This is a genomic window from Gibbsiella quercinecans (assembly GCF_002291425.1).
GTDB lineage: Bacteria > Pseudomonadota > Gammaproteobacteria > Enterobacterales > Enterobacteriaceae > Gibbsiella > Gibbsiella quercinecans.
In genome coordinates this window covers 2,242,823-2,258,291 of sequence record NZ_CP014136.1, presented here as the reverse complement: position 1 = coordinate 2,258,291, position 15,469 = coordinate 2,242,823, and the positions used below count along the sequence as shown (strand labels likewise).

Annotated in this window: 8 protein-coding genes, 2 tRNA genes and 2 rRNA genes; 10 read left to right on the top strand and 2 right to left on the bottom strand. The window is 56.2% G+C overall.

The features are described 5' to 3' along the window. Positions 1–61 precede the first annotated feature (61 nt). The gene (gene ubiD / locus ACN28Q_RS10465) at positions 62–1,558 is read left to right on the top strand and encodes a 4-hydroxy-3-polyprenylbenzoate decarboxylase (RefSeq protein ID WP_095848988.1); all 1,497 of its coding nucleotides are present in this window, start codon (positions 62–64) and stop codon (positions 1,556–1,558) included. Between the two features lie 50 nt (positions 1,559–1,608). Continuing rightward, complete coding sequence (gene fre, locus ACN28Q_RS10460) at positions 1,609–2,310, top strand: NAD(P)H-flavin reductase (RefSeq protein WP_095846284.1); 702 nt, start codon at positions 1,609–1,611, stop codon at positions 2,308–2,310. Between the two features lie 118 nt (positions 2,311–2,428). Here fre and fadA read toward each other — a convergent pair whose 3' ends face one another. Together fadA and fadB are read right to left on the bottom strand one after the other, a co-directional pair. After that, complete coding sequence (gene fadA / locus ACN28Q_RS10455) at positions 2,429–3,592, bottom strand: acetyl-CoA C-acyltransferase FadA (protein ID WP_095846283.1); 1,164 nt, start codon at positions 3,590–3,592, stop codon at positions 2,429–2,431. A 10-nt stretch (positions 3,593–3,602) separates the two neighbouring features. Beyond that, on the bottom strand, positions 3,603–5,792 hold the full coding sequence (gene fadB / locus ACN28Q_RS10450) for a fatty acid oxidation complex subunit alpha FadB (protein ID WP_095846282.1): 2,190 nt from the start codon (positions 5,790–5,792) through the stop codon (positions 3,603–3,605). A 319-nt stretch (positions 5,793–6,111) separates the two neighbouring features. Between fadB and pepQ the strand changes: the two genes are divergently transcribed. From pepQ to ACN28Q_RS10410, 8 genes are all read left to right on the top strand, one after another. Then, complete coding sequence (pepQ, locus tag ACN28Q_RS10445; protein WP_095846281.1) at positions 6,112–7,443, top strand: Xaa-Pro dipeptidase; 1,332 nt, start codon at positions 6,112–6,114, stop codon at positions 7,441–7,443. Further along, positions 7,443–8,057 (top strand): IMPACT family protein, encoded by a 615-nt coding sequence (locus tag ACN28Q_RS10440; protein ID WP_095846280.1) that lies wholly within the window; start codon positions 7,443–7,445, stop codon positions 8,055–8,057. Before pepQ ends, ACN28Q_RS10440 begins: the two co-directional genes overlap by 1 nt. A gap of 35 nt (positions 8,058–8,092) precedes the next feature. Further along, positions 8,093–9,544, top strand: coding sequence for a Trk system potassium transporter TrkH (gene trkH, locus ACN28Q_RS10435; RefSeq protein ID WP_095846279.1), 1,452 nt, complete (start codon positions 8,093–8,095; stop codon positions 9,542–9,544). A gap of 14 nt (positions 9,545–9,558) precedes the next feature. Next, the gene (gene hemG, locus ACN28Q_RS10430; RefSeq protein ID WP_095846278.1) at positions 9,559–10,092 is read left to right on the top strand and encodes a menaquinone-dependent protoporphyrinogen IX dehydrogenase; all 534 of its coding nucleotides are present in this window, start codon (positions 9,559–9,561) and stop codon (positions 10,090–10,092) included. A 389-nt stretch (positions 10,093–10,481) separates the two neighbouring features. Further along, positions 10,482–12,023 (top strand): 16S ribosomal RNA (locus ACN28Q_RS10425). A 73-nt stretch (positions 12,024–12,096) separates the two neighbouring features. Next, positions 12,097–12,173, top strand: a tRNA-Ile gene (locus ACN28Q_RS10420). A 134-nt stretch (positions 12,174–12,307) separates the two neighbouring features. Next, positions 12,308–12,383: transfer RNA gene (locus tag ACN28Q_RS10415), tRNA-Ala, on the top strand. A gap of 174 nt (positions 12,384–12,557) precedes the next feature. After that, positions 12,558–15,467: ribosomal RNA gene (locus tag ACN28Q_RS10410) — 23S ribosomal RNA — on the top strand. The 16S and 23S rRNA genes sit together here with 2 tRNA genes alongside, the layout of an rRNA operon. The last annotated feature ends 2 nt before the right edge of the window (positions 15,468–15,469 follow it).

Here is a 15,469-nt window from a genome sequence, read left to right as displayed (position 1 = left end):
AACAAAAGTGCAGCAACAAGCGTGAAGAGCGCTTATAATGCCTTTCTCACTGGCCGTTATAATGATCAGCATGAAATACCGTGACTTACGCGATTTCCTCTCGTTGCTGGAGAAGAGAGGGGAGCTTAAACGCATTAGCCAGCCGATTGATCCCTATCTTGAAATGACCGAGATTGCCGATCGCACGTTGCGTGCGGGCGGCCCCGCATTGCTGTTCGAAAATCCGCAAGGGTATACGATGCCGGTGCTGTGCAACCTGTTTGGCACAGCAAAGCGCGTTGCGATGGGGATGGGGCAGGAAGATGTCGGCGCGTTGCGCGACGTTGGCAAGCTGTTGGCTTTCCTGAAGGAGCCGGAGCCGCCGAAGGGCTTTCGCGATCTGTTCGATAAAATGCCGAAGTTCAAGCAAGTGCTGAACATGCCGACCAAAGTGCTGGGCGCCGCCCCTTGCCAGGAGCAGGTGTGGCAAGGCGATGATGTTGATCTCAGCCGTATTCCCGTGATGCACTGTTGGCCGGAAGATGCCGCGCCGCTGATCACCTGGGGGCTAACCGTCACCCGGGGGCCGCACAAAGAGCGCCAAAACCTGGGGATTTATCGCCAGCAGGTGCTGGGCCGCAATAAAGTCATTATGCGTTGGCTGTCGCACCGCGGCGGCGCGCTGGATTATCAGGAATGGTGCCAGGCCCACCCCGGTGAGCGTTTCCCGGTCGCGGTCGCGCTGGGGGCCGATCCTGCCACCATCCTCGGGGCCGTGACGCCGGTGCCTGATAACCTTTCCGAGTATGCCTTTGCCGGGCTGCTGCGCGGCAATAAAACGGAAGTGGTGAAATGCCTGTCCTGCGATCTGGAGGTGCCGGCCAGCGCCGAGATCGTACTCGAAGGCTATATCGAGCCTGGCGAAGTGGCGCCGGAAGGCCCCTATGGCGATCACACTGGCTATTACAACGAGATCGACCATTTCCCGGTGTTTACCATCACCCACATTACCCAACGGCGCGATGCGATATACCACTCCACCTATACCGGCCGGCCGCCGGATGAGCCGGCGGTGATGGGCGTGGCGCTGAATGAAGTGTTTGTGCCGATTCTGCAAAAGCAGTTCCCGGAAATCGTTGATTTTTACCTGCCGCCTGAAGGCTGTTCCTACCGTCTGGCGGTGGTAACCATCAAAAAGCAGTACCCTGGCCATGCCAAACGCGTGATGATGGGCGTTTGGTCTTTCCTGCGCCAGTTTATGTACACCAAATTTGTTATTGTCTGTGATGACGACGTAAATGCCCGCGACTGGAATGATGTAATTTGGGCGATCACCACACGAATGGATCCAGCAAGGGATACCGTTATGGTGGAGAATACGCCAATTGACTATCTGGACTTCGCTTCGCCGGTGTCCGGGCTGGGATCGAAAATGGGCCTGGACGCCACCAATAAATGGCCGGGGGAAACCCAGCGCGAGTGGGGCCGCCCGATCGAAATGGATGAAAAGGTGCGCGCGCGCGTCGACGAAATCTGGGATGAGCTCGCAATCTTCAGTGGCAGGGAGCCGACGCTGTAGCGTCCGGCACTGTTCTCGGTTTTGCATTGATGACCCAACAGAGGGAACGCATGACAATATTGAGCTGTAAAGTGACCTCCGTGGAGGCCATTACCGATACCGTTTACCGGGTGCGTTTGGTGCCAGAAGCGCCGTTCAGTTTCAAGGCGGGGCAATATTTGATGGTGGTGATGGATGAGCGGGATAAACGCCCGTTCTCTCTGGCCTCTACTCCGATGCAGCAGGACCATATCGAGTTGCATATCGGCGCTTCGGAACTGAATCTGTATGCGATGGCCGTGATGGATCGCATCCTGAAAGAACGGACGATCACCGTGGACATTCCGCACGGCGAAGCCTGGCTGCGTGAAGAGGGCAGCCGCCCTCTGGTGTTGATTGCCGGCGGCACCGGCTTTTCTTACGCCCGCTCTATCCTGCTGACGGCGCTGGAGCAGCAGCCCGACCGCGACATTTCCATTTACTGGGGCGGCCGTGAGTTGAAACACCTGTACGATCTCAGTGAGCTGGAAACGCTCTCGTTGCAGTACCCCAACCTGAAAGTGATCCCGGTGGTTGAACAACCGGAGGATGACTGGCGCGGGCGCAGCGGGACGGTATTGAGCGCGGTGCTGCAGGACTTTGGCTCATTGGCGGAGCATGATATCTATATCGCCGGCCGTTTCGAAATGGCGAAAATCGCCCGTGAGCGCTTCTGCGCCGAGCGCGGCGCGCAGGAAGCCCGCATGTTCGGCGATGCATTTTCGTTTATCTAACGTGCGGCACGGCCTCATGCCTGATACAGCGGGCTGCCATCGGCAGCCCGTTTTTGTTGGCATAAAAAACCCGCCCCTGACAGGCGGGAAGTACGGCAATCTGTGGTATCCCTGATTGTTACAACCGTTCAAACACCGTGGCGATCCCTTGGCCCAATCCGATGCACATGGTCGCCAGGCCAAACTGCGCGTCACGGCGTTCCATCAGATGTAACAACGTGGTTGAAATGCGTGCGCCGGAGCAGCCCAACGGGTGGCCGAGCGCGATGGCGCCGCCGTTCAGGTTGACCTTGTCGTCCAACTGTTCCAATAAGCCCAAATCCCGGATACAAGGCAGCGCCTGGGCGGCAAAAGCCTCATTCAATTCAAACAGATCGATATCCTGCAGTGCCAGGCTGGCGCGCTGCAACGCCAGTTTGCTGGCGGGCACCGGGCCGTACCCCATGATGGAGGGATCGCAGCCGACAACCGCCATCGCGCGGATGCGGGCGCGGGCTTTCAGCCCCAGCGCCTTGGCGCGCGTTTCGCTCATCAATAACATGGCGGCGGCCCCGTCGGACAGTGCCGATGCACTGCCCGCGGTGACGGTGCCATTGGCCGGATCGAACGCCGGGCGCAGTGCGGCCAGGCTTTGTACCGTGGTTTCCGGGCGGATCACTTCATCATAGTCATAGCGCGTCAGCACGCCGTCGGCGTCGTGGCCGGTGGTGGGGACGATCTCGGTTTTAAAGTGGCCGGCCTGCGTTGCGGCAGCGGCCCGCTGGTGTGAGCGGGCGGCGAACTCGTCTTGCATCTGGCGGCTGATATTGTGCATTTTGGCCAGCATTTCAGCCGTCAGCCCCATCATGGCGGCGGCCTTGGCCACTGAACGGCCCAGGCCCGGATGAAAATCCACCCCGTGGTTCATCGGTACGTGGCCCATGTGTTCCACCCCGCCGATCAGGCAGACCTGCGCGTCGCCGACCATAATCATGCGGGCCGCGTCGTGCAGCGCCTGCATGGACGAGCCGCACAGCCGGTTAACCGTGGTTGCCGGCACGCTATGGGGGATTTCGGCCAACAGCGCCGCGTTGCGGCCGATGTTGAAGCCTTGTTCCAGCGTTTGCTGCACGCAGCCCCAATAAATGTCATCGATGTCGGCGGATTGCAGCGCCGGGTTGCGGCTCAGTACGCTGCGCATCAGGTGGGCCGAGAGATCCTCGGCGCGCACCTGGCGGAAGGCGCCCCCTTTGGAACGGCCCATCGGCGTGCGGACGGCATCAACAATAACAACGTTTTCCATTTTTATGACCTCATGCCGGTTGGCCCGTGGCGATATCGGGTTGGGGTGTGGGCTGCGGGTAGTAGCTTTGGTTCTCCGCCGCTTTGGCGCGCAGCCCGGCCGGAACCTGATACAAAGGGCCCAGATGGGCATAGCGTTGCGCCCGCTCGACGTAATTTGCCGTACCGATCGTATCCAGATAGCGCAGCGCGCCGCCGCGGAACGGCGGGAAGCCGAGGCCGTATACCAGCGCCATGTCGGCTTCTGCCGGGCTGGCGATGATGTTCTCCTCCAGGCAGTGCACCACTTCGTTGACCATTGGGATCATCATCCGGGCGATAATTTCGTCATCGCCGATCTCCTGCCCCGGCCGGCGGATGGCTGCCAGCAGGGTATCTGTCTGTTCATCAGGGGTTTTGCGCGGTTTGCCGTTGCTATCTTGGCCGTAGCGGTAAAAACCCAGCCCGTTTTTTTGGCCGAAGCGCTGGTTGTCAAACAGCACGTCAATCGCATCGCGGCCGTCTTTCGCCATCCGCTGCGGGAAGCCGGCGGCCATAACGGCCTGGGCATGGTGGGCGGTATCAATGCCGACCACGTCCAGCAGGTAGGCAGGGCCCATCGGCCAGCCAAACTGCTTTTCCATCACCTGGTCGATGCGGCGGAAATCTACGCCGTCGCGCAATAACAGGTTGAAGCCGGCAAAGTAGGGGAACAGCACCCGGTTGACGAAGAAACCGGGGCAATCGTTAACGATAATCGGGGTTTTCCCCATCTGGATGGCATAGGCCACGATGCTGGCCAGGGTGCGATCGCTGGTATGCTCGCCGCGGATGATTTCCACTAACGGCATGCGATGCACCGGGTTGAAAAAGTGCATGCCGCAGAAGTTCTGCGGGCGTTTCAGCGCTTTGGCTAACTGGTTGATGGGGATGGTTGAGGTGTTGGATGCCAGCACGGTTTCTTCCCCGATCAGGCCTTCCACCTCGGCTAACACCGCGGCTTTAATCTGCGGGTTTTCAACCACGGCTTCGACGATCACCTGCGCCCGCTCAATGCCGGCGTAATTGAGCGTGGGCTGGATAGTGGCGAGCACCTGCGCCATTTTCATGCCGTCCAGCCGGCCGCGTTCCCACTGTTTATTCAGCAGTTTGGCGGCTTCCGTCATGCCCAGCGCCAGCGGTTTATCGCTGATGTCTTTCATGATGACCGGCACGCCCTTGCGTGCAGATTGATAGGCAATGCCGCCCCCCATGATGCCCGCGCCAAGAACCGCAGCCTGCTTAGGCGCAGTGCTTCTCTGCGCCAGCTTTTTCGCCCGGCTTTTAACAAACTGTTCGTTGAGGAAGATCCCGACCAGCGCGCGCGTTTCATTGGTGCGGGCCAGCGGTACAAAGCTGGCGGTTTCCAGCTTCAGTGCCGCATCCCGCCCCAGCCGGGCGGCGCTTTCAATGGTTTTTATCGCGGCCATCGGCGCCGGGTAGTGTCTGCCGGCCGTTTGCAACACCATGCCCTTGGCGGTGGTGAAGCTCATCGCGGCTTCAATCGCCGTCAGTTTCAACGGCTCCAGTTTGGGTTGGCGGCTGGCGCGCCAATCGAGCCGGCCATCCATCGCCTGCTGCAGCATTTGCAGCGCGGCGTGCCGCAGCTTTTCCAGTGCCACGATCGCATCGATCAGGCCGACTTTCAGCGCCTCCTGGGCACCAAGATCCTTGCCGGCGGCGATGATCTCCAGCGCGCTGTCATTGCCCAACAGGCGCGGCAGGCGTACCGTACCGCCAAAGCCAGGGATGATGCCCAGCCGGGTTTCCGGCAGGCCGATGCGGGCATCCGGCGTGGCGATACGGAAATCGGTCGCCAGTACGCATTCGCACCCGCCGCCCAGCGCATAGCCGTTAATGGCGGAGAGCGTGGGGACGGGCAGATCTTCCAGGCGATTAAAAATGGCATTGGCAAACGCCAGCCACTGTTGCAGCTTTTCGGCCGGCGCGGCGAATAAAGGAATGAATTCATTAATATCGGCGCCGACAATAAATGCCGCCTTGTTGGAGCGCAGCAGCAGCCCCTGAAGGCCGGGCAGTTTTTCCAGCACGTCAAGCGCAGTGCCCAGGCTGGCGACGGTACGGGTATCCAGTTTATTAATTGGGCCTGGGGCATCGAATACCAGCTCGACAATGCCATGATCAAGCTGGATCAGTTGTAAGTTTTCGCCTTGGTAGAGCATGTCTGTCTCCTTAATCAGCGCGCGATCTGGTATGACCAGATGATAAGGAGTGTGGTTTTTATGTTAAAAATATGCAAATTAAATATTGCATATTTGCAACATCGATCACGGAGCGTTGGCAGGAACTATTTATTTAACATTAGGTTATACTTTTTACTGCGTTACCGTTTTGCCTTGCTCTTTGGCCGGGATAGGCCGTTGGTCATGCCTGCGGTAAGCGGCCGGTTTCTTGCCTTGTGCTGCCAGTGCGGATGGGGTTGGAGCATAAGGGCAGTGTGATAAGATGACCCCTCCATATTACGGGCATAAGGGTATTGTGATGGGAACGTTGGCTTCTTTGTATAACGATCACCTGGCGGCACTGCAGCAGCGCGCGCAAGAAATATTACAGCGCAATGAGCTTGATGCATTGCTGATCCACTCTGGGGAACTGCAGCCGGTATTCCTGGATGACCATCACTACCCGTTCAAGGTTAACCCACACTTTAAAGCCTGGGTGCCGGTGACCACCGTACCGAACTGCTGGCTGTGGGTAGACGGGGTTAACAAACCAAAGCTGTGGTTCTATTCGCCGGTGGATTATTGGCACAGCGTTGATCCGTTGCCGAATAGCTTCTGGACCAGCGCGGTGGAACTGCTGCCGTTGGCCAACGCCGGCGACATCGCCGGGCAATTGCCGCCGCAGCGCGGCCGCGTCGGCTACATTGGCTGCGCACCGCAGCGGGCGCGCGATTTGGGCATTGCTGCCGCGAACATCAACCCGCAGCCGGTGTTGAATTACCTGGATTATCACCGTTCGGTGAAAACCGATTATGAGTTGGCCTGCATGCGTGAAGCGCAAAAAACGGCGGTGATCGGCCATCGCGCCGCCCATGAAGCGTTTCTTTCCGGCATGAGCGAGTTCGATATTAATCTGGCTTATCTCACCGCCACCGGGCATCGTGATACCGATGTCCCTTATGACAACATCGTGGCATTGAATGAGCATGCGGCGGTGCTGCACTATACCCGGCTGGATAATCAACCGCCGGCCGAACCGCTGAGCTTTCTGATCGATGCCGGTGCGGAATACAACGGCTACGCGGCTGATTTAACGCGCACGTATTCAGGGCAAAGCGGCAACGCCTTTGCCCTGTTGCTCAAAGATCTCAACGATGAACAGTTGGCGCTGATCGAAACTATCAAAGCCGGAGTGCGCTATACCGATTACCATGTGCAGATGCACCAGCGCATTGCCAAGCTGTTGAAGAAACACCAACTGGTCAGCGGCATCAGCGAGGAGGCCATGGTGGAGCAGGGGATCACTTGCCCGTTCCTGCCGCATGGGCTGGGGCACCCGCTGGGCCTGCAGGTGCATGACGTTGCGGGTTTTATGCAGGATGAAAATGGCACATCGCTGGCTGCGCCGGCCAAATACCCGTTCTTGCGCTGCACCCGGGTGCTGCAGCCAGGAATGGTGATGACGATCGAGCCCGGCCTGTATTTTATCGAGTCGCTATTGGCGCCGTGGCGTAGCGGCGAATTTAGCAAGCATTTCGCCTGGGATCGGATTGATGCGCTGAAGCCGTATGGCGGTATCCGCATCGAAGATAACATCGTTATCCATGAAAAACGGGTGGAAAACATGACGCGCGATCTGCACCTGGCCTGATGCAAGCGTACCCGATCCCTGCCGCGCCCGTTAGCGTCAGCGAAGAAATCAAAAAAAGCCGCTTTATTACCCTGATGGCGCCCACCTGTGGGGTTGAGGCGGCCAAAACGTTTATCCAGCACGTGCGGCATGAGCATCCGGCTGCGCGTCACCATTGCTGGGCCTTTGTCGCCGGCGCGCCCAATGATTCTCAACAGTTGGGCTTCTCCGATGATGGCGAACCTTCCGGCACGGCCGGCAAACCGATTCTGGCGCAGTTGATGGGCAGCGGCATTGGCGAGATTACCGCGGTGGTGGTGCGCTATTACGGCGGCACCAAGCTGGGCACCGGTGGGCTGGTGCGCGCCTATGGCAATGGGGTGCAGCAGGCGTTAAAGCAACTGCAACTGATTGAAAAAGTGCCCCAGCGCGAATACCGGCTGAATTGCGACTATGCACAGTTGGCGCTGATCGAAAATGCGTTGCAGCACATGCAAGGGCGGATAGTACATGGGGAATACGGTGCAGAAGTGATGCTGCAACTGGCATTGCCGGCAAGTGGCGTTGAGGCGTTTGAGCGGAAATTACGTGATCTGAGTCGCGGTAATTTGCAATTAACCCCTATTTCGCAATAATTCCCTCCAATTGAATTGCTAAGGATCGTGCTGAAATGCATTTTCGCGCCATAACCCGTATCGTTGGTCTGCTGGTCATCCTGTTTTCCGGGACCATGTTTATTCCTGGCCTGGTGGCGCTGATTTATCGTGATGGCGCCGGGCGGGCATTCAGCCAAACCTTCTTTGTGGCGCTGGTGATTGGGCTGGCGCTCTGGTGGCCCAACCGTAAGCAGAAACATGAGCTGAAATCCCGCGAGGGGTTTCTGATCGTCGTCCTGTTCTGGACGGTGCTGGGCAGCGTAGGGGCGTTGCCCTTTCTGTTTGCCGAGCGGCCAAACCTGTCTTTCACCGATGCCTTCTTTGAATCTTTCTCTGGCCTGACGACCACCGGGGCGACAACGCTGGTGGGGTTGGACTCGCTGCCCAAGGCAATTCTGTTTTATCGGCAGATGTTGCAGTGGTTGGGGGGCATGGGGATCATCGTGTTGGCGGTGGCCATTCTGCCCATCCTCGGCGTTGGGGGGATGCAGCTTTACCGCGCTGAAATGCCCGGCCCGCTGAAAGATAATAAAATGCGGCCACGCATTGCCGAAACCGCCAAAACCCTGTGGTTGATTTATGTTTTGCTCACGGCGGCCTGCGCATTTTCACTCTGGGGCGCGGGGATGTCGGTGTTCGACGCCATCGGCCACAGCTTCTCTACCATCGCCATCGGCGGCTTTTCCACCCACGATGCCAGCATCGGCTATTACGCCAGCCCAACCATCAATACGATTATTGCCGTTTTCCTACTGATTTCCGGCTGTAACTATGGCCTGCACTTCGCGCTGTTGAGCGGGCGCAACCTGAAGGTTTACTGGCGCGATCCAGAGTTCCGCATGTTTATTTTTGTGCAACTGACGCTGGTTGTGGTGTGCACATTAATTCTTTGGTGGCATGACGTTTATCGCAGCGGGATGGAAACCATCAACCAGGCGTTTTTCCAGGTGGTCTCCATGGCAACCACCGCCGGCTTCACCACCGACAGCATCTCCAAGTGGCCGCTGTTCCTGCCGATGCTGCTGCTTTGTTCGGCCTTTATCGGCGGCTGTGCCGGTTCAACCGGCGGCGGCTTGAAGGTGATCCGTATCCTGCTGCTGTACTTGCAAGGCTCGCGCGAACTCAAAAGGCTGGTGCACCCGAATGCGGTCTACACGATAAAGCTGGGGAACCGGGCGTTGCCGGAGCGCATACTGGAGGCGGTATGGGGCTTCTTCTCTGCTTATGCATTAGTGTTCATCGTCAGCATGTTGGCGATTATCGCCACCGGCGTGGATGATTTCTCGGCCTTTGCCGCCGTTACCGCGACGCTAAATAACCTGGGGCCGGGGTTAGGGGTTGTGGCGGACAACTTCACCTCTATGCCGCCTGCGGCAAAATGGATCCTGGTGTTGACGATGTTGTTCGGCCGTTTGGAAGTATTCACGTTGCTCGTGCTCTTTACGCCAACGTTCTGGCGTGACTGATAAAAGGGGTTGCCATGAAGGCACTGATTCTCTATTCAAGCCGCGATGGACAAACGCGGGCTATTGCTTCCTATATTGCAACGCGTTTGCAGGGTGTGCTCGATTGCACCGTGGTCGATCTGCTGCAGGCTGAGCGTATCGATCTGGCGCAATACCAACGGGTGTTGATTGGCGCCTCTGTGCGCTATGGCCATTTTCATCCGGTGCTGGCACGTTTTGCCAAGCGGCACGCTGCGCAGCTCAACGGGATGCCTTCGGCTTTTTTCGCCGTCAACCTGACGGCCCGGAAATCGGAGAAGCGCTCACCCGAGACCAACGCCTACACGCAAAAGTTTTTGCACGCTTCCCCCTGGCAGCCAACGCGGTGTGCCGTGTTTGCCGGCGCGCTGCGTTATCCGCGCTACCACTGGTTCGATCGCATCATGATTCAACTGATTATGCGCATGACCGGTGGTGAAACCGACACCCGTAAAGAAGTGGAATATACGGATTGGCAGCAGGTTGATCGTTTTGCCGATGAATTTCGCGATTTACCGTACGAAAAATGACAAAAATGCCGGCTATGCCGACGTTTTGTTGAAAAAATACCCGGTTGAAAAGTTTTTTTAAATTAGGGGTTGCAGGCTGCCGGGAAGTCCCTATAATGCGCCTCCACTGACCGGGAACAACGACTGACAAGCCGCCGGGTCAGCAAGATGAAAGCGAAATAAACGCTTGACTCTTCGGGCTAAAAGCGTAATATACGCAGCCCACGCCAGCGAGTTTATCGCCGGCGACGCTCTTTAACAATTTATCAGACAATCTGTGTGGGCACTCACAAGACGATATCCAGCACCTTCGGGTGCAAAAAAATATCAAGTCTTGAAGAGTGACTAACTGAAGTAAAATTCATGCAGTAAATCTTTGAGCACGCTATTAACTTAGCAAATCAAGCTTTTAATTGAAGAGTTTGATCATGGCTCAGATTGAACGCTGGCGGCAGGCCTAACACATGCAAGTCGAGCGGCAGCGGGAGGAAGCTTGCTTCCTCGCCGGCGAGCGGCGGACGGGTGAGTAATGTCTGGGAAACTGCCCGATGGAGGGGGATAACTACTGGAAACGGTAGCTAATACCGCATAACGTCTACGGACCAAAGTGGGGGACCTTAGGGCCTTACACCATCGGATGTGCCCAGATGGGATTAGCTAGTAGGTGGGGTAATGGCTCACCTAGGCGACGATCCCTAGCTGGTCTGAGAGGATGACCAGCCACACTGGAACTGAGACACGGTCCAGACTCCTACGGGAGGCAGCAGTGGGGAATATTGCACAATGGGCGCAAGCCTGATGCAGCCATGCCGCGTGTGTGAAGAAGGCCTTCGGGTTGTAAAGCACTTTCAGCGAGGAGGAAGGCGTTGTAGTTAATAACTGCAGCGATTGACGTTACTCGCAGAAGAAGCACCGGCTAACTCCGTGCCAGCAGCCGCGGTAATACGGAGGGTGCAAGCGTTAATCGGAATTACTGGGCGTAAAGCGCACGCAGGCGGTCTGTTAAGTCAGATGTGAAATCCCCGGGCTTAACCTGGGAACTGCATTTGAAACTGGCAGGCTAGAGTCTCGTAGAGGGGGGTAGAATTCCAGGTGTAGCGGTGAAATGCGTAGAGATCTGGAGGAATACCGGTGGCGAAGGCGGCCCCCTGGACGAAGACTGACGCTCAGGTGCGAAAGCGTGGGGAGCAAACAGGATTAGATACCCTGGTAGTCCACGCTGTAAACGATGTCGATTTGGAGGTTGTGGCCTTGAGCCGTGGCTTCCGGAGCTAACGCGTTAAATCGACCGCCTGGGGAGTACGGCCGCAAGGTTAAAACTCAAATGAATTGACGGGGGCCCGCACAAGCGGTGGAGCATGTGGTTTAATTCGATGCAACGCGAAGAACCTTACCTACTCTTGACATCCACGGAACTTGCCAGAGATGGCTTGGTGCCTTCGGGAACCGTGAGACAGGTGCTGCATGGCTGTCGTCAGCTCGTGTTGTGAAATGTTGGGTTAAGTCCCGCAACGAGCGCAACCCTTATCCTTTGTTGCCAGCGGTTCGGCCGGGAACTCAAAGGAGACTGCCAGTGATAAACTGGAGGAAGGTGGGGATGACGTCAAGTCATCATGGCCCTTACGAGTAGGGCTACACACGTGCTACAATGGCATATACAAAGAGAAGCGACCTCGCGAGAGCAAGCGGACCTCATAAAGTATGTCGTAGTCCGGATTGGAGTCTGCAACTCGACTCCATGAAGTCGGAATCGCTAGTAATCGTAGATCAGAATGCTACGGTGAATACGTTCCCGGGCCTTGTACACACCGCCCGTCACACCATGGGAGTGGGTTGCAAAAGAAGTAGGTAGCTTAACCTTCGGGAGGGCGCTTACCACTTTGTGATTCATGACTGGGGTGAAGTCGTAACAAGGTAACCGTAGGGGAACCTGCGGTTGGATCACCTCCTTACCGAACGATATTGAAATGTGCAGTGTCCACACAGATTGTCTGATGAAAAAGTAACGAGCAGAGAAACCTTTATAGGCTTGTAGCTCAGGTGGTTAGAGCGCACCCCTGATAAGGGTGAGGTCGGTGGTTCAAGTCCACTCAGGCCTACCAATTCCCTTGCATGCTGCGTTGTCGCCACGCTCGTTTGCACCCGCAAACGTCGCATGACTCCGCCTTGCCTGAAAGCGAATTGGCTCACTCATCAGCTGATGAGTAAATAAGTAAAGGTCTCTGCAAGACTGTATGGGGCTATAGCTCAGCTGGGAGAGCGCCTGCCTTGCACGCAGGAGGTCAGCGGTTCGATCCCGCTTAGCTCCACCATATCGGTCCTGTATTTATAATACTTCAGAGTATATTGGCGACAGTATGCTGCGAAGTATTTTGCTCTTTAACAATCTGGAACAAGCTGAAAATTGAAATGATGAATAATCGGAAGATTATTCACGAGTCTCTCAAAAGCGCACAGCCGATGATGGAAACATCTTCGGGTTGTGAGGTTAAGTGACTAAGCGTACACGGTGGATGCCTAGGCAGTCAGAGGCGATGAAGGGCGTGCTAATCTGCGATAAGCGTCGGTAAGCTGATATGAAGCGTAATAACCGGCGATACCCGAATGGGGAAACCCAGTGTGTTTCGACACACTATTGCATGGTGAATCCATAGCCATGCAAGGCGAACCGGGGGAACTGAAACATCTAAGTACCCCGAGGAAAAGAAATCAACCGAGATTCCCCCAGTAGCGGCGAGCGAACGGGGAAGAGCCCAGAACCTGAATCAGTTTGTGTCTTAGTGGAAGCGTCTGGAAAGTCGCGCAGCAAAGGGTGATAGCCCCGTACACCAAAAGGCATGAATTGTGAGTTCGATGAGTAGGGCGGGACACGTGTTATCCTGTCTGAATATGGGGGGACCATCCTCCAAGGCTAAATACTCCTGACTGACCGATAGTGAACCAGTACCGTGAGGGAAAGGCGAAAAGAACCCCGGCGAGGGGAGTGAAATAGAACCTGAAACCGTGTACGTACAAGCAGTGGGAGCCTTGATTTATCAGGGTGACTGCGTACCTTTTGTATAATGGGTCAGCGACTTATATTTTGTAGCAAGGTTAACCGCATAGGGGAGCCGTAGGGAAACCGAGTCTTAACTGGGCGTCAAGTTGCAAGGTATAGACCCGAAACCCGGTGATCTAGCCATGGGCAGGTTGAAGGTTGGGTAACACTAACTGGAGGACCGAACCGACTAATGTTGAAAAATTAGCGGATGACTTGTGGCTGGGGGTGAAAGGCCAATCAAACCGGGAGATAGCTGGTTCTCCCCGAAAGCTATTTAGGTAGCGCCTCGTGAACTCATCTTCGGGGGTAGAGCACTGTTTCGGCTAGGGGGCCACCCCGGCTTACCAAACCGATGCAAACTGCGAATACCGAAGAATGTTATCACGGGAGACACACGGCGGGTGCTAACGTCCGTCGTGAAGAGGGAAACAACCCAGACCGCCAGCTAAGGTCCCAAAGTCATGGTTAAGTGGGAAACGATGTGGGAAGGCATAGACAGCCAGGATGTTGGCTTAGAAGCAGCCATCATTTAAAGAAAGCGTAATAGCTCACTGGTCGAGTCGGCCTGCGCGGAAGATGTAACGGGGCTAAACCATGCACCGAAGCTGCGGCAGCGACGCTTAGGCGTTGTTGGGTAGGGGAGCGTTCTGTAAGCCGTTGAAGGTGGCCTGTGAGGGTTGCTGGAGGTATCAGAAGTGCGAATGCTGACATAAGTAACGATAATGCGGGTGAAAAACCCGCACGCCGGAAGACCAAGGGTTCCTGTCCAACGTTAATCGGGGCAGGGTGAGTCGACTCCTAAGGCGAGGCTGAAAAGCGTAGTCGATGGGAAACAGGTTAATATTCCTGTACTTGGTGTTACTGCGAAGGGGGGACGGAGAAGGCTAGGCTGGCCGGGCGACGGTTGTCCCGGTTTAAGCGTGTAGGGGTGTAGTCCTGGTAAATCCGGACTGCTTTAACCCTGAGGCGTGATGACGAGTCACTACGGTGGCGAAGCAGTTGATGCCCAGCTTCCAGGAAAAGCCTCTAAGCATCAGGTAACATCAAATCGTACCCCAAACCGACACAGGTGGTCAGGTAGAGAATACTCAGGCGCTTGAGAGAACTCGGGTGAAGGAACTAGGCAAAATGGTGCCGTAACTTCGGGAGAAGGCACGCTGGCGCGTAGGTGAAGTCCCTTGCGGACGGAGCTGAAGCCAGTCGCAGATACCAGCTGGCTGCAACTGTTTAATAAAAACACAGCACTGTGCAAACACGAAAGTGGACGTATACGGTGTGACGCCTGCCCGGTGCCGGAAGGTTAATTGATGGGGTCAGCCGCAAGGCGAAGCTCTTGATCGAAGCCCCGGTAAACGGCGGCCGTAACTATAACGGTCCTAAGGTAGCGAAATTCCTTGTCGGGTAAGTTCCGACCTGCACGAATGGCGTAATGATGGCCAGGCTGTCTCCACCCGAGACTCAGTGAAATTGAACTCGCTGTGAAGATGCAGTGTACCCGCGGCAAGACGGAAAGACCCCGTGAACCTTTACTATAGCTTGACACTGAACATTGAGCCTTGATGTGTAGGATAGGTGGGAGGCTTAGAAGTGTGGACGCCAGTCTGCATGGAGCCAACCTTGAAATACCACCCTTTAATGTTTGATGTTCTAACTCGGCCCCCTGAGCGGGGGTGAGGACAGTGTCTGGTGGGTAGTTTGACTGGGGCGGTCTCCTCCCAAAGAGTAACGGAGGAGCACGAAGGTTAGCTAATCCTGGTCGGACATCAGGAGGTTAGTGCAAAGGCATAAGCTAGCTTGACTGCGAGAGTGACGGCTCGAGCAGGTGCGAAAGCAGGTCTTAGTGATCCGGTGGTTCTGAATGGAAGGGCCATCGCTCAACGGATAAAAGGTACTCCGGGGATAACAGGCTGATACCGCCCAAGAGTTCATATCGACGGCGGTGTTTGGCACCTCGATGTCGGCTCATCACATCCTGGGGCTGAAGTAGGTCCCAAGGGTATGGCTGTTCGCCATTTAAAGTGGTACGCGAGCTGGGTTTAGAACGTCGTGAGACAGTTCGGTCCCTATCTGCCGTGGGCGTTGGAAGATTGAGAGGGGTTGCTCCTAGTACGAGAGGACCGGAGTGAACGCACCACTGGTGTTCGGGTTGTCATGCCAATGGCATTGCCCGGTAGCTAAGTGCGGAAGAGATAAGCGCTGAAAGCATCTAAGCGCGAAACTTGCCTCGAGATGAGTCTTCCCTTGGACCTTGAGTCCACTAAAGGAACGTTTAAGACTAAGACGTTGATAGGCTGGGTGTGTAAGTGCAGCGATGCATTGAGCTAACCAGTACTAATGAACCGTGAGGCTTAACCTTAC